The following is a 19,096-nucleotide window of genomic DNA, read 5'->3' on the forward strand; positions in this document are numbered from 1 at the left end:
ACGCTTTGCGAGCGATCAGGTTTCCGTGAAGGCCAGTTGCACGGAAACAATCTCCGATATTTAGCGGTCCAGGACGTCGCCTTCGGTAGGAACGAGGATCTCACGTTTGCCTGCATGGTTTGCCGGCCCGATGATGCCTTCCTGCTCCATCCGCTCGATCAACGAAGCGGCTCTGTTGTAACCGATACCCAGCCTGCGCTGAATATACGACGTCGAAGCCTTTCCGTCACGCAATACAATTGCGACGGCCTGATCATAGGGATCATCGGAATCGGAGAGGTTGGATGTGCCGGAGGGACCGCCACCATAATCGCCGTCCTCGTCGTCATCGGCAGTGATGGCGTCGAGGTACTGCGGCGAGCCCTGCGTCTTCAGATAGGCAACGATTTCCTCGACTTCCATGTCGGCCACGAAAGGACCATGGACACGCTGGATGCGGCCGCCGCCGGCCATGTAGAGCATGTCGCCCATGCCAAGCAGCTGTTCGGCGCCCTGTTCACCAAGGATCGTGCGGCTGTCGATCTTCGACGTCACCTGGAAGGAGATGCGGGTCGGGAAGTTGGCCTTGATCGTGCCGGTGATGACGTCGACGGAGGGCCGCTGCGTCGCCATGATGACGTGGATGCCGGCCGCACGCGCCATCTGCGCCAGACGCTGCACCGCGCCTTCGATATCCTTGCCGGCCACCATCATCAGGTCGGCCATTTCGTCGATGATGACGACTATGTAAGGCATCGGCTGCAGGTCGAATTCTTCGGTCTCGTACATCGCCTCGCCGGTGTGGCGATCGAAGCCCGTTTGCACCGTGCGCGAGATCACTTCGCCCTTGGCCAGCGCCTGCTCGACACGACTGTTGAAGCCGTCGATATTGCGCACACCGATCTTCGACATCTTCTTATAGCGCTCTTCCATCTCGCGGACGGTCCACTTGAGCGCCACGACGGCCTTCTTGGGATCGGTGACGACAGGCGAGAGCAGATGCGGAATGCCGTCATAGACCGACAGTTCGAGCATCTTCGGATCGATCATGATCAGTCGGCACTGCTCCGGCGTCAGGCGGTAGAGCAGCGACAGGATCATCGTGTTGATGGCGACGGATTTACCGGAACCGGTGGTACCGGCAACCAGCAGGTGCGGCATCTTGGCGAGGTCGGCGATGACGGCTTCGCCGCCGATCGTCTTGCCGAGCGCCATGGCGAGCTTGGCCTTCGAGCCCTCGAAATCGCGCGAGGCAATGAGCTCACGCAGATAGACGGTCTCACGGGTCGAGTTCGGCAATTCGATACCGATCGCGTTGCGGCCGGGAACGACGGCAACGCGGGCGGCGATCGCGCTCATCGAGCGGGCGATGTCATCGGCAAGGCCAATGACACGCGAAGACTTGATGCCGGGCGCAGGTTCCAGTTCGTAGAGCGTGACGACGGGGCCGGGGCGAACATGAATGATCTCGCCCTTGACGCCAAAGTCCTCAAGCACGCCCTCGAGCATGCGGGCGTTCTGCTCAAGAGCATCGGCCGACAGCGTTGAATCACGCACGACATTTTTCGGCTCGGCCAGCAGATGCATCGACGGCAGCTGGAAGCCTTCTGGGCGAATAAACGAACCCTGCTGTTCGCGCTCGACGCGTGCGCCGGGTTTCGGACGGGCTGACGGCTGCACGACCCGCGGCTCGGGGCGGCCACCGGCCTGCTTGGCAGGGGCGCGCATCATCCAGCCGTCGTCGTCATCATCGGGAAGGATATCGGCCGGGCGTGGCGGCATGTCGCTGTCGAACGGCATGTCGCCGTCTTCGTCGTCATTGAGAGAGATCGAGGGCGCAGAAACGATGCGGCGCTGCGAGGCAGCGCGCGGTTCCATCGAAGGATCCATCCGTTCGCCACGTGCCGTGGGCGTCTTCGCACGAACGGGTTCGTTCAGCTTGCCGAATTCGTCGTCGTTGAAGTCGTACGGCGATTCGAAGTCATCCTGCCGGCGCTTGCGTGGTCCCATGCCGAGCAGGCGGCGCATCCGCGCCTGGCTCATGTACCAGGCGTGCGTCAGGGCGCCGAAGGCAAGCCAACCGCCTTCTTCTTCGTCCTCATCCTCATCGCCGACCGACCGGAGCTTCGAGCGGCTCGCCGCATAGTTCTCTTCTTCCTCTTCGGCCTCTTCCTCCTCGGTACGGCCAACAATGCCGGCCGCAAACAGCATCATCCAGACACAGGGAACGGCAAACACACAGCCGACGGCTGTGGCGAAGGCACCAGTCGGATAGGCGCCGACGAAGAGCGCCGGGAAGCGCAGGATCATGTCGCCGATGACACCACCGATACCATTCGGGATCGGCCAGGTGAGGGGCGGCGGGAAGCAACCAAGCACAGCACACGACAACACCGAGCCAAGGCCCCATGCCGCGGCGCGCGCCGGAATCCGGGTAAAACGACGGCCGGAAATCAGCGCCAGCGCCCAGGCCACGACGGGCAGCAGCGCCACGACGCTGGCCAGCCCGAAGAACTGCATGAGGATATCCGCGAAGGCGGCGCCGCCATAGCCGAGAATGTTGGTCGGCTCGTTGCCTGTCGCATAGGAGTAGCTCGGATCGGCAACATTCCACGTTGCGAGAGCTGCAACCGCCAATGCCAGCAACAAAAAGATAGCGAAGCCCAAAAGGGTCTGCGCCTGCCGGAACATGAACCCCGAAAGGGAGAAACGGTCCGGCCGGCCATCCATTGCTGGCGATGTGCTTCTTGCCATGTGTGTACCCGTCCAATGCTTGAAAGCGTGCGAATCGCCAATGCGCTTCGCGCCCAATGCGTCCGCTCCACCTAATCAAAGGACGGTTAAAGCGATGTTAACCATGCAGGCTGCATCCAGCATCCGGAAACAAAAAAGGCCCGAACCTGTGAGGGCTCGGGCCAAAAGCGGCTTAAACAGTTCGAATAGGCCGCGACGGGCTGTTCAGCGGCGCCCTTGAACGAGCGCCGCAATGCCTTTGATTAGGAGTGGTAAGCAGCTTCGCCGTGCGTTGCGAGGTCGAGACCTTCGCGTTCTGCCTCGACGGACACACGCAGACCGACGATGATGTCGACGACCTTGTAGAGGATCGCCGAACCGACGCCGCACCATACGATGGTGGTGGCGATCGCCGTCAGCTGCGTCATGACCTGACCGCCCATGGTGACGCCTTCTGCATAGCCAACACCGCCCAGCGACGCGCTGGCGAAGATGCCGGTGGCGATTGCGCCGAACATGCCGCCGATGCCGTGGACGCCGAAGACGTCAGCCGTGTCGTCGTAGCCGAACTTGTTCTTCACGACAGAGACGAAGAAGTAGCAAAGCGGCGAAACGATCAGGCCCATGATGATGGCGCCCATCGGACCGACGATACCGGCAGCAGGCGTGATCGCGACGAGACCGGCAACCATACCGGAAGCGCCGCCGAGCATGGAGGCCTTGCCGCGGGTCAGCGTTTCAACGGCAGACCAGGAAACCACAGCAGCGGCCGTTGCAACGAAGGTGTTGACCGTTGCGAGCATTGCACCGCCCGAAGCTTCCAGGTTGGAGCCGGCGTTGAAGCCGAACCAGCCAAACCAGAGCATGGATGCACCAACCATGGTCAGCGTCATCGAATGCGGAGCCATCATGTCCTTGCCGAAGCCGGTACGCTTGCCGACCATGATCGCGCCGATCAGACCGGCAACGCCGGCGTTGATGTGAACGACGGTACCGCCTGCGAAGTCCAGCGCGCCCATCTTGAAGAGCAGGCCGTTTGCGTCCCAGACCATATGAGCGATCGGGAAGTAGACGAAGGTTGCCCACAGTGCGCAGAACAGTACGACAGCCGAGAACTTGATGCGCTCAGCAAAGGCGCCGACGATCAGGGCGGGCGTGATCGCTGCGAAGGTCATCTGGAACATCGCGAAGATGAACTCAGGAATGACAACGCCCTGCGAGAAGGTCGCAGCCGTCGAGTCCTTGGTTACGCCAGAGAGAAACAGCTTTGCCGTACCGCCCCAGTAAGGGCTGTCGGAACCGCCGAAAGCGAACGAGTAGCCGTAGATGACCCAGATCAACATCAGGACGCTGGCGACCATCGTGCACTGCATCAGCACGGACAGCATGTTCTTGGCGCGCACGAGGCCGCCGTAAAACAGCGCTAGGCCGGGCAAAATCATGAACAAAACTAGCAGGGTCGAGATGAACATGAAGGCGGTGTCGCCCTTGTCAGGAACGGGCGCAGCGGCGGCAGCCGGAGCAGCCGCGGTGGCGGCATCCTGCGCGAAGGCAACGACCGGCGCCAGAAGCGCTGCGGACGCAGTGGCAAGGCGCGCCAGAGTGGGAGAAAACTTTGAAATTGACATAGAGAAAAGCTCCTTGCTCTACCGTTCTTACAGCGCTTCTGAGTCGGTTTCGCCGGTACGGATGCGCACGGCATGGTCGATCGAGTAAACGAAGATCTTGCCGTCGCCGATCTGGCCGGTCTTCGCGGATGACGCGATAGCCTCGACAGCCTTGTCGACGAGTTCTGATGCGACCGCGATCTCGATCTTCAGCTTCGGCAGGAAGCTGACCGCGTATTCGGTGCCGCGATAGATTTCGGTATGTCCCTTCTGGCGCCCGTATCCCTTTACTTCGGTCACGGTCAGGCCCTGAATGCCGATCGCGGTGAGGGCTTCACGCACCTCATCGAGCTTGAACGGCTTGATAATGGCCATCACAATTTTCATCTGGTTTCCCATCCTTCGTTATCCTCGGCGCGGAGCCGACTCTCCTTGCCGCTGACGTTAACGAGCAGCGACCGGGGATATACATTCAAGGGGCGTGCCAGATTCAAAATGGAAAATAAGTTATTGAAAAATAAAAGCTATATTTGGCAAAACCAATAAACAGGCAAATGATTGCCTAATAATCGCTCAAAAAAAGCGCAAATGCACAAGACTGCATATTATTTATTCATCTGCTCTTTTACGAATCAGGCCTTCCTGTGCCACGGACGCAATCAGGATACCGTTTCGCGTAAACAGACTACCTCGGGTCAACCCTCGCGCGCCCAATGCAGAAGGGCTGTCCTGCGTATAGAGCATCCAGTCGTCCATCTTTGCCTGGCGGTGGAACCACATCGAGTGATCCAGGCTGGCAACCTGGATCGACTGGTTGAAGATCGACGTCCCATGCGGATAGAGGGACGTATCCAGCAGCGTCATGTCGGAGAGGTAAGCCAGGATCGCGGTCTGATAATGCAGATCGTCGGGAACCGAACCGGTCGCACGGACCCAGACATGCTGGAAGGGATCGAGCTTCTTGTCCGAGACGTAGTGCGTGAGGGAAACGGGTCGGATCTCGATCGGACGCTCGCGCTCCCAGTAGTTGCGGATGGCGGGCGGGGCGCCCGCAAGGAACTGCGAGCTGATTTGCCGCTCGTCCATCAGTTCCTCCGGCGACGGCACGTCCGGCATGCCGATCTGGTGATCGAAGCCCGGCTCCTCGATCTGGAACGAGGCCGAAAGGGCGAAGATCGCTTTTCCGTGCTGGATTGCGACGACGCGACGCGTATTGAAACTCGCACCGTCGCGGATCCGTTCAGCCTGATAGATGATCGGCACCGACGGGTCGCCCGGTCGCATGAAATAAGCGTGCAGCGAATGCACGCGGCGCTCGCGATCCACGGTGCGCTGCGCGGCCATCAGGGCCTGCGCGATCACCTGCCCTCCAAACACCCTCTGCCAACCGACCTGAGGACTTGTGCCGCGGAAGATATCGACCTCGATCGGCTCGAGATCGAGCGTGGCGATCAGGGTTTCCATGGCGGTCGGTTTTTCGATGTCGCGCGTCATTTTGTACGGCTCCGGACGGTAGGAAGTGCAGCGGCGATGATCTATATAGATCAATACGATATTCACAAGGAATGGAACGAAACGCTATGCGGGACATGCTGGTTGTTGGCGCGGGCTATGTTGGCCTTTCGGCTGCCGTCGCGGTCAAACAGGCAGCCCCCCACCGCGACGTCATCGTCGTGGAGGCGGCGCCCGAAGCCGTCTGGCAGAAGGATATGCGGGCATCCGCCATCATCGCGGCGGCAACGAAGATGCTCGAGGTTTTCGGCATCTGGGACGAGATCGCACCCTCGGCGCAGCCGATAAACCGCATGGTCGTCACTGATTCGAAAACGTCCGATCCGGTCCGCCCCGTCTTCCTCACATTCGATGGCGAAGTGGCGGAGGGCCAGCCCTTCGCGCACATGGTTCCCAATGTTGAACTGGTCCGGGCGCTGCGCGGCTGCTGCGAACGCCTTGGCATCGAAATTCGGCACAGCGTTGCCGCAACCGCCCTGAAGACCGAGGACACACACGCCGAGGTGACGCTATCCGACGGCAGCGTCATTGCGGCCCGCCTCGTGGTTGCCTGCGACGGCGTCCGCTCCCATCTTCGAGAACTGGCGGGAATCAAGACCGTCAGCTGGGATTACGGTCAATCCGGGATCGTTGCGACCGTCGAGCACGAACGTCCCCATAACGGCTGCGCCGAGGAGCATTTCTTGCCCGCCGGGCCCTTCGCCATCCTTCCGCTCAAGGGAAATCGTTCCTCGCTGGTCTGGACAGAGGCCACGCACGAAGCCGACCGGCTGGTCAGATCCGACGAGCTTGTTTTCGAGGAAGAACTGGAGCGCCGCTTCGGCCACAAGCTCGGCGCGCTGAAGGTTATCGGCGAGAAACGCGCCTTCCCGTTGGGACTGACACTTGCGCGCGCATTCGTCGCCCCGCGCATTGCCCTCGCCGGCGACGCTGCGCATGGTATCCACCCGATTTCTGGCCAGGGATTGAACCTCGGCTTTAAGGACGTTGCAGCACTTGCGGAGACCATCGTCGACGCCGACCGGCTCGGCCTGGATATCGGCTCGATAAACATTCTCGAGCGCTATCAGTCCTGGCGCCGTTTCGATACGTTCCGAATGGGCGTTACGACCGATGTGTTGAACAGGCTGTTTTCCAACGATCTGGCGCCGATCCGTATCGCACGGGATTTCGGTCTAGGGATCGTCGATCGGCTGCCTGGCCTGAAGTCGTTCTTTATCGGCCAGGCGGCGGGCACCGCGGCCAACGAGAACCCTCGTCTGCTCACCGGCCAGGCGATCTAGTCGTCAAGCCGCCGCGCTTCTGAGACCAGCATGATCGGTATGCCGTCGCGGATCGGGTAGGAGAGGCGCGCCTTCTCCGAGACGAGCTCGTTGTGCTCGCGGTCATAGGAAAGCCGGCCCTTCGTTAGGGGGCAAACCAGCAATTCGAGAAGCTTGGGGTCCACGCGACTGAGTTTTTCGTCCATGCCAACACTCTACTGCAGAACGGTATCCGAGTCTCCGAAAACACGTGCAAGCACAATCTCGGTGATCGCGATCAGCGTTTCCGCGCGTGTTTTAAGGTCAGGTGCTTCGAGCAGCGCTTGCTTCTCCGCCGGCCCGAAGGGTGACATCATCGCCAGGGAATTGACCAGCGTGAGATTGCTGGCGCGCTCCACACTCTCCCAGTCGGCCTCAAGCTTGTTGGCGTCGAGATAGGCCTTGAACGCAGCCAGCAGAGCGCCACGATCGACCGCATCTTCCTCGTCACGTGCCGAGAGATCCGCGATGAACGGAGCAATACGGAAGGTACGGTATGGCTGGTGCGTATCCTTCTGCTCAAGAAGTCGGAAGCGGCAGACGCCCGTCAGAGATACGATGTAGCGCCCGTCACCAGTTTCGGCGAAGGAGGTGATCCGTCCCAGGCACCCAACAGAGGCAAGATGGCCTTCACCGGGTTTTTCGTCAGCTTCACCGAGTGCCGGTTGCACCATTCCGATCAGCCGATTTCCTGCAATCGCCGCATCGAACATCGCGAGATAACGTGGCTCGAAGATATTGAGGGGCAACTGGCCGGTGGGCAGGAGAAGGGCACCGCTCAAGGGAAAAACAGCGATCGAGTCCGGCAGATCACCTGGTTTGAGATATCGTGCATTCCCCACTTGCATAGAGTCTAGTCCCGCGCCACTGGCAGGGCGCAACACCTTGCCCCCGCACTAACGGGAATGTGGGGTACGCCTTCGAAAACGCAAGTCCCTTTGCCGAAACTTAGGAGAAGAGCATCGCCGAAAGCTTGCGTCGCGCAGCTACCGTCGCGGGATCCTTGAAGCCCCAGACATCAAAGAACTGCAACAGCTGGCGGCGTGCGCCGTCATCGTCGAACGTGCGGTCCTTGCGCATGACGTAGAGCAGGTGGTCGGCGGCCTCGTCGCGCTTGCCTTCGACATTGCGGATCTTCGCAAGCTTCACCCGGGCTTCATGATCATCAGGGTTGCGCGCCAGTTCGTGCTCGAGCGCTACGGGATCACCAAGCTTGCGCGCCTCCTCGATCTGCTCAAGCTTCTTGAGAACAGCCAGGACGGACGCGTCTTTCGCCATGTCTTCCGGCAGATCCGTGAGCGCCTCGCGCGCCCGCTCGTGCTGGTTCGCCGCGATCATGCACTCCGCCATGCCGGCAAGCGCCTTGGCGTTCTCGGGATCGGCCTGCATGATAGCGCCGTAGAGCTGCGCAGCGCCATTGACGTCGCCCGAAGCCAGCAATTCGTCGGCTTCCTTCAGCACCGCTTCGATTTCGGCCGCCTGATCGGCACCCGCGGGGCCGGCAACGCGGTCGATGAACTCACGAATCTGACTTTCCGGCACGGCACCCATGAAGCCATCGGCCGGACGCCCGCCGACGAACGCTATCACGGCAGGGATCGACTGAATGCCGAGCTGGCCCGCGATCGACGGATGATCGTCAATGTTCATCTTGACCAGCTTGACGCGGCCCTGGCTCTCGTTGACCACCTTTTCGATCATCGGCGTCAACTGCTTGCACGGCCCGCACCAGGGAGCCCAGAAATCGACCAGAACCGGCTGGTTGCGAGACTCTTCCAGAACGTCCTTCGCGAAAGTCGCGGTCGTCGTATCCTTGATATAGCTCCCTGCCGCCTGCTCAGGTGCCGCGCCATAGCTTGCCGTTGCCGACATCTGGCCAAATGAATTGCTGTAAGGATTGTCGTTGCCGCTCATTGGTATCTCCCGCCGCGCCGGTCAGCCGGCTTTTCTAGCGCTAAAATCGTATGTCAGGACGTCACTTTCAAGACAAGCGGCTTGTGCCCGGTCGCTTCCATGAAACGAACAAGATCCGCGCTCGCGATCGACGTCGTCGCATCATTCGACAACGGATGGCAGTTGATGATCTCCTCCTTCATCAGGTCGGCGTCGAGAACAAAGGTCACGCTCGCGTCCGAATCATTGATAGCACCGAAAGCGGTCACGGCACCCGGAATCACGCCGAGATACTCCATCAGTTTTTCCGGCTTACCGAACGACACCTTACTGGCGGCGCCAATCAGCGTGTGAACCGTCTTCAGGTCGACCGAAGCATTTTCTTCGACCGTCAGAAGGAAAAACTGATCCTTCTTGTCTTTGACGAACAGGTTCTTGGTATGGCCGCCCGGAATCTCGTCGCGCAGGGACACCGATTCGGCAACGGTGAAGACCGGCGCATGCGTTTTCGTGCTGTGCTTGATGTTCAACCCGTCGAGAAAGGCGAACAGGTCGTCGGCGGTTTTCGGTGTCTTGTCGGTCATCTCAGAATCCATCAGCACGCGGGAAGGGCGGAAACGCACCCTGATTACGTTTCCCATCCCTATTTTGCAATCTTCGCATTCGCCGCTTTGCCCTGCATTTGCGGCATTCCGGCCGCCCGCAAAACCGCCCCACAAATTTTTCTTCGATTTTCCGTCATTTCCCTGTTGCATTTGAAAATCGTTTGGGCGATATAGCGCCCGTCGCCGCAAGGTGGCGCCCACGGTCCTCACAACTACCCCGGACCGGTGCGGATTGAGCGGGTGTAGCTCAGGGGTAGAGCACAACCTTGCCAAGGTTGGGGTCGAGGGTTCAAATCCCTTCGCCCGCTCCAGTTTTTCTAGATGATCACTGAAACTGACCTGACCGACAGCGACACGCTGGCGGTCATTGGCTATGTTTACTTTAGTGAAAAACGCTCAGCCGCCTCACAATCCGACTCAACGAAAAAAGCCGCGCGACAAATCTGCTGCGCGGCGGCTCTCTACTCTTGTGATTGATTCGTCAGCGCACCAGATCGCTTGACGCTTGCCAGCTGTTAGCGCTTTCGCTCTTGGCGACGACACTGTCTGCCTCGCCATGCTCGCGACCAGCCTCACGGGCAGCGGCTTCGGCGCGGCGTTCGGCGATGTAAGGGGCAAGCATCCGCTCCAGATGACCCGCCGTCATGTTTCCTGCAAAGCTTCTCATCTCAACCCGCTACACTGTTTACACTTCGTAAACATTTAGCGGCTCACCGGCGTGGCTGAAATACGCCGAACAATTTCTCACCAGCTTTTATTCAGACGCGACAATGGCTTGGACCTTAGCCCCTCCGCACAGCGGCGACTGTCGCTTGACAGCTTCACGGTTTGCCCTCTACCCTTTTCGCATTCACCAGGGGGGTCCCGGCAAGGGGCTGAGATACTGCTGGACGATATGGCCTAGGCCTTTCGTGGCGCAGTGACCCGTTGAACCTGATCCAGTTCATACTGGCGTAGGGACGGTGCAAGCGCTCGAAGGCCGGGATTCCCGCGTGGAATCCGTGCCGGCGTCTTTTCATCATTCCGGCTGAGGACTGGGTCTCCAATCGCAAACTTGGAGCCTCAACCATGAATATCGCCGCAAAGACCATCACCCCCACAGTCACCACCGGCCCGCTGCCGGCCTCCCGCAAGATCCATATCCCGGGTGAGATCCACCCCGATATCCGTGTTCCCATGCGCGAGATCAGCGTCCACCCGACCTCCGGCGAACCGCCGGTCACGGTCTATGATTCGTCCGGCATCTACACCGTCGAAGGCGCCGATATCAGCATCGAGCGCGGCCTGCCGGCTCTGCGGCGCGACTGGGTTCTCGCCCGTGGCGATGTCGAGGCCTATGACGGCCGGCAGGTGCGCCCCGAAGACAACGGCTTTGCCAGCGGCGAGCGCCTGACCCCGGAATTCCCCGCCAAGCGCCAGCCGCTGCGCGCCAAGGACGGCAAGGCCGTGACCCAGCTCGCCTATGCCCGCGCCGGCATCGTCACGCCGGAGATGGAGTTCATCGCCATCCGCGAAAATCTCGGCCGCAAGATCAAAGCCGAGGCCATGGTCCGCGACGGCGAGAGCCTCGGCGCCCATATTCCCGACCACGTCACGCCTGAGTTCGTCCGCCAGGAAGTGGCCGCCGGCCGCGCCATCATTCCCGCCAACATCAACCACCCCGAAGCCGAGCCGATGATCATCGGCCGCAATTTCCTGGTGAAGATCAACGCCAATATCGGAAACTCCGCCGTCACCTCCTCGATGGCGGAAGAGGTCGAGAAGATGGTCTGGGCGGCGCGCTGGGGCGCCGATACCGTCATGGACCTCTCCACCGGCCGCAACATCCACAACATCCGCGAATGGATCATCCGCAACTCGCCGCTCCCGATCGGCACCGTGCCGCTTTACCAGGCGCTGGAAAAGGTCGAGGGCATTGCCGAGAACCTGACCTGGGAGGTCTACCGCGACACGCTGATCGAGCAGGCCGAACAGGGCGTCGATTATTTCACCATCCATGCCGGCGTGCGGCTGCACTACATCCCGCTGACCGTTAACCGCGTCACCGGCATCGTCTCGCGCGGCGGCTCGATCATGGCCAAGTGGTGTCTTCATCACCATCGCGAAAGCTTTCTCTACGAGCATTTCGAGGAGATCTGCGACATCTGCCGCGCCTATGACGTCTCCTTCTCGCTGGGCGACGGCCTGCGCCCCGGCTCGATCGCCGACGCCAACGACGCCGCGCAATTCGCCGAGCTGGAAACGCTGGGCGAGCTGACGAAGATCGCCTGGGCCAAGGATTGCCAGGTGATGATCGAGGGGCCCGGCCATGTGCCGATGCACAAGATCAAGGAAAACATGGACAAGCAGCTCGCCGTCTGCGGCGAGGCGCCGTTCTATACGCTTGGGCCGCTGACGACGGATATCGCGCCGGGATACGACCACATCACCTCGGGCATCGGTGCGGCGATGATCGGCTGGTTCGGCACGGCGATGCTCTGCTACGTAACGCCGAAGGAGCATCTCGGCCTTCCCGATCGAAACGACGTGAAGACCGGCGTCATCACCTACAAGATCGCCGCCCACGCCGCCGATCTCGCCAAGGGGCATCCGGCTGCCCAGCTTCGCGACGATGCGCTGTCGCGCGCCCGCTTCGAGTTTCGCTGGGAGGACCAGTTCAACCTCTCGCTCGACCCGGAAACCGCTCGCAGCTTCCACGACGAGACGCTGCCGAAGGAGGCGCACAAGGTCGCGCATTTCTGCTCCATGTGCGGCCCGAAATTCTGCTCGATGCGGATCTCCCACGATATCCGCGCCGAGGCGCAGAAGGAGGGGTTGGACGCCATGGCGGCCAAGTATCGCGACGGCGGCGATCTCTACATGGCTGTCGATGCCGAGGGCCAGGTGGCCGGCTGATATGCGCGTCCTTGTCAAAGGGGCCGGCGTCGCCGGCCTCACGGTGGCCCATGCGCTCGCCGCGCGCGGCGCCGAGGTCACGGTCTTTGATCCCAACCCCGGCTTTTCGGCGGCCGCCTCCTGGCTCGCCGGCGGCATGCTGGCGCCCTGGTGCGAGCGCGAGAGCGCCGACGAAGCCGTGCTGCGCGAGGGGAAGGATGCGCCCGACCGCTGGGAAGCGATGCTGCCCGGCGAGGTCAAACGGAACGGCACGCTGGTCTTGGCGCCCGCCCGCGACCAGGCGGAGCTGAAGCGCTTCGCCGGCCGCACGACGGGATACGAGTGGCTGGACGAAAAGCGGATCGCCGCGCTCGAACCCTCCCTGGCCGGTCGCTTCCGGCAAGCGCTGTTCTTCCCCCGCGAAGCGCATCTCGATCCGCGTCGGGCGATGACTGCCTTGCGCGAAAAGCTGATCGCGTGCGGCGCCGCTTTCGTCGAAACGCTCCCCGACGAGCAGGACTTCAACCATATCTTCGACTGCACCGGCGCGACGCGCATCGGCGAGACCGCCTCGCTGCGCGGCGTCCGTGGCGAAATGCTGTATCTCAGGACCGACGAGGTCACTCTCGACCGCCCGGTCCGGCTGCTGCACCCGCGCATCCCCGTCTATATCGTGCCGCGCGGAGGCGGCCTCTTCATGGTCGGCGCGACGATGATCGAGACGGAATTCGCAGGCCCGATCACTGCTCGCTCGCTGATGGAACTGCTGAACGCCGCCTACGCGCTGCACCCGGCCTTTGCCGATGCGACCGTGGTGGAAACCGGCGCCGGCATCCGTCCGGCCTTTCGCGACAATTTCCCTCGCGTCGAGCGACACGGAAAGCTGATCTCGCTGAACGGCCTTTACCGCCACGGCTTTCTGCTCGCGCCCGCCATGGCCGCACGGGCGGCCGACCTTGTCTTCAACACCGATACCGCAGGAGGACACACATCATGAAACTGATCGTCAACGGCGAACCCAAGGAAATCGCCGCCGCCACACTCGAGGAGCTGCTGGCGCTGATGGATTACGAAGGCGACTGGCTGGCGACCGCCGTCAACGGCGAACTCGTGCACCGCGAGGACCGGCCGGCCCATTCGCTGAACACCGACGACCGGATCGAGATCCTGTCGCCGATGCAGGGAGGTTGAAGATGCTTGCGTTCTACGGAACGAAACTGCGCTCGCGTCTGCTGCTCGGTACTGCGCGCTACCCGTCACCGTCGATCATGGCCGATGCCGTCAGCCGCTCCGGCACCGAGATCGTCACCGTGTCGCTTCGCCGCGAAACGGCCGGCAAGCGCAACGGCGGCGCCTTCTTCGAGACGATCCGCTCGCTCGGCGTCAAGGTGCTGCCCAACACCGCCGGCTGCCACGGCGTGTCCGAGGCGGTGCTGACCGCGAAGATGGCGCGCGAGCTGTTCGCCACCGACTGGATCAAGCTCGAGGTGATCGGCAACCACTACACACTGCAGCCCGACGTCTTCGGCCTCGTCGAGGCGGCCCGCATTCTCGTCAGCGAAGGCTTTCAAGTCTTCCCCTACACGACCGACGACCTCGTGGTCGCCGAGCGGCTGCTGGAGGCCGGCTGCCAAGTGCTGATGCCCTGGTGCGCGCCGATCGGCAGCGCCGCCGGTCCGCTCAACCCGATGGCGCTGAGATCGATGCGCGCCCATTTCCCCGATATCCCCCTGATCGTCGACGCCGGCATCGGCCGACCCTCGCATGCGACCGCCGTCATGGAACTCGGCTTCGACGCCGTGCTTTTGAACACCGCCGTAGCCGGCGCCGGCGACCCAGTCCTGATGGCCGCGGCCTTCGCGGGCGCTATCGAAGCCGGCCGCCGGGCCTTCGAGGCGGGCATGCTGGAGCCGCGCGACATGGCCGTTCCATCAACGCCGGTTATCGGACAGGCGGTGTTCGCATGAAGCTCGATCCCTTCTACCTCATCGTCGACAGCGCCGACTGGATCGCACGCCTTGTGCCTCTTGGCGTCAAGCTGGTGCAGCTGCGCGTCAAGGATCGCTCCGAGGCCGATCTGCGCCACGAGATCCGTGACGCTCGGGCGATCTGCGCGGAACACCGCTGCCAGCTGATCGTCAACGATTACTGGCAGCTGGCGATCGAGGAGGGCTGCGATTTCGTTCATCTCGGCCAGGAGGATCTGGAGGCCGCCAACCTTGCCGCCATCCGCGCCGCCGGCGTCAAGCTCGGCCTCTCCACTCACGACGAGCCCGAACTGCAAACCGCCCTCGCCGCCCGACCCGATTACGTCGCGCTCGGCCCGGTCTATGCGACGATCCTCAAGCAGATGAAATGGGCGCCGCAGGGACTGCCGCAGCTACGCACGTGGAAATCGCGGATCGGCGACCTGCCATTGGTGGCGATCGGCGGGCTGAATATCGATCGCATCGACGGCGTCTTCGCCCACGGAGCCGACAGCGCCGCTGTCGTTACCGACATCACCCGCAATGCCGATCCGGAAGGACGAACCCGGCAATGGCTCATCGCGACAGAGACCTGGCGACAGGCCTAAAGAGGAACCGCAATCGATGCCTCCAAAAAGATTGATTTGCACATAGAGCCCACCCGTGTTGAAGCAGGAGAAAGGATCACGAATTGGGTTTGGAGCGCATGCTACAAAGGACCGAGGAAACCGACGCCGCACTGGTCGATCGACTGCAGCAGGCGGCATTCAACTATTTTCCGAAGCACTATAATCCCGAGAACGGCCTTGTCGCCGATACCTCGGTGGCGGGCGTTCCCTGCAGCATCGCCGCCGTCGGTTTCGCATTGACATCCTATGCGGTCGCCGTCGAGCGCGGCTGGGTGAACCGTGCTGATGCCATAGACTGTGTAACCAGGACGCTTTGTTTCTTTGCCAATGGCCACCAGGGGCGCGAACGCCATGCCATCGGCTACAAGGGCTTCTTCTATCATTTCCTCCACATGGACACGGGCCATCGCGCCTGGAACAGCGAACTTTCGACCATCGACACGACACTGCTCGTCGCGGGTGTGCTGACGGCGGCCGCCTATTTCGACCGCGAGGACGACGCCGAGAGAGAGATCCGTCGACTTGCGACGCTGATCTATGAGCGGATCGACTGGCACTGGGCGCTCAACAAAGGCCAGACCGTCTGTATGGGCTGGAAGCCTGGGAGCGGCTTCCTGCGTTGGCGCTGGCAGGGTTACGACGAAGCCGTCCTTCTCTATACCCTCGCCCTCGCCTCGCCTACCCATCCGATCCCGCCATCGAGCTATGATGCCTTCACCTCCAGTTATTCCTGGATGCTGTTCGGCGAGCAGGCGTATCTTTATGCCGGACCTCTTTTCATCCATTTCTTCTCACATGCCTGGATCGACTTCCGCGGCATCCAGGATCGCCCGATGGCGGCACGAAACTGGGACTACTTCCGCAACACGCAGGTCTGCATCGACGTTCAACGGGATTATGCCGAGCGTAATCCCGGCCATTTCGTCGGCTACAACAAGAATGTCTGGGGTCTGTCTGCTTCGGACGGCCCGCCGCCAACGCGCCACATGCGTGGCGGGCGCCATCCGCATGTGCTAGGCTATGCCGCTCGTGGCGCGCCTCTCGGACCTGATGACGGCACGATAGCGCCATGGTCGGCGCTTGCTTCACTACCCTACAACCGCCAAGCCTCGATCGACGGCGTCCGCGCCCTGCTCTCGACCTACCCCAACCTGCTCTACGAGGACCGCTTTCCCGGCGGCTTCAATCCGACGGTCAAGACGGCCCGGCCCGAAGGCTGGGTCGACGACCGTTGCGTCGGCATCGATCAGGGGCTTCTCGTGATGACGATCGAAAACGACCGCTCGGATTTCATCTGGGGTCTCATGCGGCAATCGCCGGTCATTCGCAGAGGCTTGCAGCGTGCGGGCTTTACCGGCGGTTGGCTCGACGAAGAGGACGTGGAACGGAAAATCGCCTGATCAGCGATTGAAGACATGCGCCGTGCCGGCGATATCGAGCCGGACGCGATCGCCCCGCGCCGGCAGCGCAACACTGGACGTCTTGATCAGGATCGGCGGCAGCGCGACACCATCGAGCGATACGGCCACCGTGCAGGTCGCACCGCCGAATTCCACCTCGACAACGCGACCGCCGTACTTCTGCTCGCTCTCATCGGTAACGACGCGTATCTGCTCCGGCCGCAACATGATCTCGACCTTGCCCTGGTGATTGCCTTCGACGGCAACGCGCCCAAGCGCGCAATCGGCAACACCGTTCCTCACGATCGCCGGAAGCATCACGGCGTCACCCAGGAACAGCGCGGTTTCCCGGTCGCGCGGCTGAAGATAGAGCGACTGCGGCGAGCCCGCCTGAACCAGGCAGCCCGCGCGCAGCACCGCCACCTGATCGGCGAACGACAGGGCTTCTGCCTGATCGTGAGTAACGAGAATAGTCGTGATGCCGGCTGCCTGCAGCACCCGCGCAACAGCCTTGCGCATGTTCTCACGCAAGCCCGTATCGAGCGCCGAGAACGGTTCGTCCAGCAGCATGAGGCGCGGCTCGCGTCCGAGTGCCCGGGCAAGCGCCACGCGCTGCTGCTGGCCACCGGAAAGCTGATGCGGCCGGCGCGCAAGCATGCTCCGCTCGAGTTCGACCATGTCCAGAAGCTCGAGAATCCGCTTGTCGCGGTCGGGCGCCCGGCGGGCAATCCCGAAGCCGATATTCTCTGCGACATCGAGATGCGGAAACAGCGCGCCCTCCTGGGAGACGATGCCGATACCCCGTTTATGCGCGGGGACCGCCGCGGGCCCATCGGCCAACAGTTCGCCGTCCAAAGTCACTTGCCCGGTGTCCGGCTGTTCGAAGCCGGCGATAATGCGAAGAAGCGTCGTCTTGCCGGAACCGGACGGGCCGACCACTGCGGTACGGCTTCCGGCGGTGACATCGATCGAAATGTCTTGCAGCGCCTGGACATGACCGTACCGCTTGCTGATACCGTCGATCGTAAGCAGCGTCATTGTCCGGCCGTCCGTTTCGATTGCGCATGAAGAAGAAGGGTGAGCGGCAGCGATAGCACGACCATCATGAAGGCGTAAGGCGCGGCCGAAACGTAGTCGATCTCGCTGGTCAGCGACCAGAATTTCGTCGCAAGCGTTTCAACGCCGTTGGGAGCTAGCATCAGCGTGGCAGTCAATTCATTGGTAATGCCGAGCGCGACCAGAGCGATACTGGCGGCAGCGCCGGGCGCGGCAAGCCGCATGGTAATCTGCCGCACGGCTTGCGACGGCGTGCGCCCAAGCCCCATCGCGGCGCGCTCGAGCTCTACCGGCGCCTGCGCGATGCTTGCACGCAGCCCGACCATGGCGCGCGGCAGGAACAGCAGGATATAGGCAACCACCAAGGTCGCGAAGGTCTGGTAAAGTGGCAGAACCAGCCGAACCGTAATGGTGACAAGCGCCAGGGCGACAACGACGCCCGGCAGCGAGCCGACATAGTAGTGGCAGGCTTCCAGGATACGCTGGAACCGTCCCGGCGCACGCACCGACAACCATGCCATCGGCGCCGCGGATATGGTGGCCAGTATCCCGCCGGCGACGGCCAGGACGATGGTTTGCAGAAAGGCACTACCGACGGTGTCCAGGCGCCAGATATCGAGACCACCGAGATAAAGCCACCGGGCAAGTGTCACGAGGGGCACGCCCAGGGTCAGTGCAGCCAGAGCAAGCGGCAGCAAGACAGCCGGCACGACGAACCAGCCAAGGCGCCGGCGATCGGCCGGACGCGCCGAACCGGAGCCCACGCGTGCGTAGCGTTCATTGCCGCGAAGAAGCACTTCAAGGCCAAGCAAGAGCAGGCAGCAGGCCACCAGCACACCGCCCAGCATATTGGCGGCAGGGCTGTTGTAGGCGGATTGGAACTGGTCGACGATCGCCGTCGCGAACGTATCGAACCGGATCATGACGTAGAGCCCGTATTCCGAAAGCAGATGCAACGCGATCAACAGTGAGCCACCACAAATCGCAAGCCGCAGCTGCGGTAGAATCGCCCGGAAAAACACCTGCCAGGGCCCGAGTCCCAGCGAGGCGGCGGCGTCCTCGATTGCCGGATCAAGGCGACGGAGAGCGGCTGCGACCGGCAGATACAAAAACGGATAGTAGGCGATGACCGAGACGAAGACACCGCTCTGCAGCCCGCGCATCCCGGGGATCAGGCTGATCCAGGCATAGCTGTGCACGAAGGCGGGAACAGCAAGCGGCGCGACCGCGAGCCATGACCAGATCCGTGCGAACGGGATGTCCGTTCGCTCCGTCAACCATGCGAGCGTCACCGCAACCGCGATGGAGAGCGGAACCGTAATGACCTCTAGAAGCACGGTGTTGATGAGAAGTTCGCCGACGCGCGGACGAAACACCAGTTCCTTGACCGTCTGCCAGCCGACATCAAAGGTGATCCAGCCGATAAAGCCAAGCGGCACGAGGCTGAAAAGCGCGACCATGGAAGCCAGGAGAACGACGGACGTATGCGGCATGCGGGCACGCAAGCGATACAGTCCGACCATCGGACGCGCCGTCGACA

The 19,096-nt window shown here is 62.0% G+C and carries 18 protein-coding genes, 1 tRNA gene and 1 riboswitch; of the genes, 8 read left to right on the plus strand and 11 right to left on the minus strand.

What is annotated here, in order from left to right:
• Positions 1-60: 60 nt before the first annotated feature.
• The 4 genes from A6U87_RS27795 to tesB all read right to left on the minus strand — a co-directional run bounded on the left by A6U87_RS27795 (position 61) and on the right by tesB (position 5,813).
• Positions 61-2,733, minus strand: coding sequence for a DNA translocase FtsK (locus A6U87_RS27795; protein WP_065694607.1), 2,673 nt, complete (start codon positions 2,731-2,733; stop codon positions 61-63).
• 242 nt (positions 2,734-2,975) lie between these two features.
• Positions 2,976-4,340, minus strand: a complete 1,365-nt coding sequence (locus A6U87_RS27800; RefSeq protein WP_065694546.1) for an ammonium transporter — start codon at positions 4,338-4,340, stop codon at positions 2,976-2,978.
• A gap of 27 nt (positions 4,341-4,367) precedes the next feature.
• On the minus strand, positions 4,368-4,718 hold the full coding sequence (locus A6U87_RS27805) for a P-II family nitrogen regulator (protein WP_065694547.1): 351 nt from the start codon (positions 4,716-4,718) through the stop codon (positions 4,368-4,370).
• Between the two features lie 210 nt (positions 4,719-4,928).
• On the minus strand, positions 4,929-5,813 hold the full coding sequence (gene tesB, locus A6U87_RS27810; protein WP_065694548.1) for an acyl-CoA thioesterase II: 885 nt from the start codon (positions 5,811-5,813) through the stop codon (positions 4,929-4,931).
• Between the two features lie 53 nt (positions 5,814-5,866).
• Between tesB and A6U87_RS27815 the strand changes: the two genes are divergently transcribed.
• Positions 5,867-7,114: a ubiquinone biosynthesis hydroxylase gene (locus tag A6U87_RS27815; RefSeq protein WP_275078424.1), complete on the plus strand. Its 1,248-nt coding sequence runs from the start codon at positions 5,867-5,869 to the stop codon at positions 7,112-7,114.
• On the opposite strand, the gene A6U87_RS27820 is transcribed toward A6U87_RS27815, so the two are convergent.
• The 4 genes from A6U87_RS27820 to A6U87_RS27835 form a co-directional block, all read right to left on the minus strand.
• Positions 7,111-7,299, minus strand: coding sequence for a Trm112 family protein (locus tag A6U87_RS27820; protein ID WP_065694550.1), 189 nt, complete (start codon positions 7,297-7,299; stop codon positions 7,111-7,113). The genes A6U87_RS27815 and A6U87_RS27820 overlap by 4 nt on opposite strands.
• A gap of 9 nt (positions 7,300-7,308) precedes the next feature.
• Positions 7,309-7,980 carry an LON peptidase substrate-binding domain-containing protein gene (locus A6U87_RS27825; RefSeq protein WP_065694551.1) on the minus strand — a complete coding sequence of 224 codons (672 nt, stop codon included), beginning with the start codon at positions 7,978-7,980 and terminating at the stop codon, positions 7,309-7,311.
• Positions 7,981-8,080: 100 nt separating this feature from the next.
• Entirely contained in the window at positions 8,081-9,046 is a 966-nt protein-coding gene (gene trxA, locus A6U87_RS27830) for a thioredoxin (protein ID WP_065694552.1), read from the minus strand.
• 53 nt (positions 9,047-9,099) lie between these two features.
• Positions 9,100-9,609, minus strand: coding sequence for a prolyl-tRNA synthetase associated domain-containing protein (locus A6U87_RS27835; protein WP_065694608.1), 510 nt, complete (start codon positions 9,607-9,609; stop codon positions 9,100-9,102).
• Between the two features lie 257 nt (positions 9,610-9,866).
• On the opposite strand from A6U87_RS27835, the gene A6U87_RS27840 reads away from it, so the two are divergent.
• Positions 9,867-9,941, plus strand: a tRNA-Gly gene (locus A6U87_RS27840).
• Positions 9,942-10,111: 170 nt separating this feature from the next.
• Here the strand turns inward: A6U87_RS27840 and A6U87_RS29845 are convergent.
• A complete protein-coding gene (locus A6U87_RS29845) occupies positions 10,112-10,297 on the minus strand; it encodes a hypothetical protein (RefSeq protein ID WP_065694553.1) in 186 nt (61 codons plus the stop codon).
• 178 nt (positions 10,298-10,475) lie between these two features.
• Positions 10,476-10,608, plus strand: a riboswitch (TPP riboswitch).
• 90 nt (positions 10,609-10,698) lie between these two features.
• Here A6U87_RS29845 and thiC point away from each other — a divergent pair.
• The 6 genes from thiC (at position 10,699) to A6U87_RS27875 (ending at position 16,500) form a co-directional block, all read left to right on the plus strand.
• Positions 10,699-12,525: a phosphomethylpyrimidine synthase ThiC gene (thiC, locus tag A6U87_RS27850; RefSeq protein WP_065694609.1), complete on the plus strand. Its 1,827-nt coding sequence runs from the start codon at positions 10,699-10,701 to the stop codon at positions 12,523-12,525.
• Position 12,526: 1 nt separating this feature from the next.
• Positions 12,527-13,501, plus strand: coding sequence for a glycine oxidase ThiO (gene thiO / locus A6U87_RS27855; protein ID WP_065694554.1), 975 nt, complete (start codon positions 12,527-12,529; stop codon positions 13,499-13,501).
• Entirely contained in the window at positions 13,498-13,695 is a 198-nt protein-coding gene (thiS, locus tag A6U87_RS27860; RefSeq protein ID WP_065694555.1) for a sulfur carrier protein ThiS, read from the plus strand. Before thiO ends, thiS begins: the two co-directional genes overlap by 4 nt.
• Positions 13,696-13,697: 2 nt before the next feature.
• On the plus strand, positions 13,698-14,471 hold the full coding sequence (locus A6U87_RS27865) for a thiazole synthase (RefSeq protein ID WP_065694556.1): 774 nt from the start codon (positions 13,698-13,700) through the stop codon (positions 14,469-14,471).
• The gene (locus A6U87_RS27870) at positions 14,468-15,079 is read left to right on the plus strand and encodes a thiamine phosphate synthase (RefSeq protein WP_065694557.1); all 612 of its coding nucleotides are present in this window, start codon (positions 14,468-14,470) and stop codon (positions 15,077-15,079) included. Before A6U87_RS27865 ends, A6U87_RS27870 begins: the two co-directional genes overlap by 4 nt.
• A gap of 98 nt (positions 15,080-15,177) precedes the next feature.
• Complete coding sequence (locus A6U87_RS27875) at positions 15,178-16,500, plus strand: glucoamylase family protein (RefSeq protein WP_065694558.1); 1,323 nt, start codon at positions 15,178-15,180, stop codon at positions 16,498-16,500.
• On the opposite strand, the gene A6U87_RS27880 is transcribed toward A6U87_RS27875, so the two are convergent.
• Both A6U87_RS27880 and A6U87_RS27885 read right to left on the minus strand, forming a co-directional pair.
• Positions 16,501-17,538 carry an ABC transporter ATP-binding protein gene (locus tag A6U87_RS27880; protein WP_065694559.1) on the minus strand — a complete coding sequence of 346 codons (1,038 nt, stop codon included), beginning with the start codon at positions 17,536-17,538 and terminating at the stop codon, positions 16,501-16,503.
• Positions 17,535-19,079 carry an iron ABC transporter permease gene (locus A6U87_RS27885; protein ID WP_141684058.1) on the minus strand — a complete coding sequence of 515 codons (1,545 nt, stop codon included), beginning with the start codon at positions 19,077-19,079 and terminating at the stop codon, positions 17,535-17,537. Before A6U87_RS27885 ends, A6U87_RS27880 begins: the two co-directional genes overlap by 4 nt.
• Between the last annotated feature and the right edge of the window lie 17 nt (positions 19,080-19,096).

The sequence above is a fragment of the Rhizobium sp. AC44/96 genome (assembly GCF_001692185.1).
Taxonomy (GTDB): Bacteria; Pseudomonadota; Alphaproteobacteria; order Rhizobiales; family Rhizobiaceae; genus Rhizobium.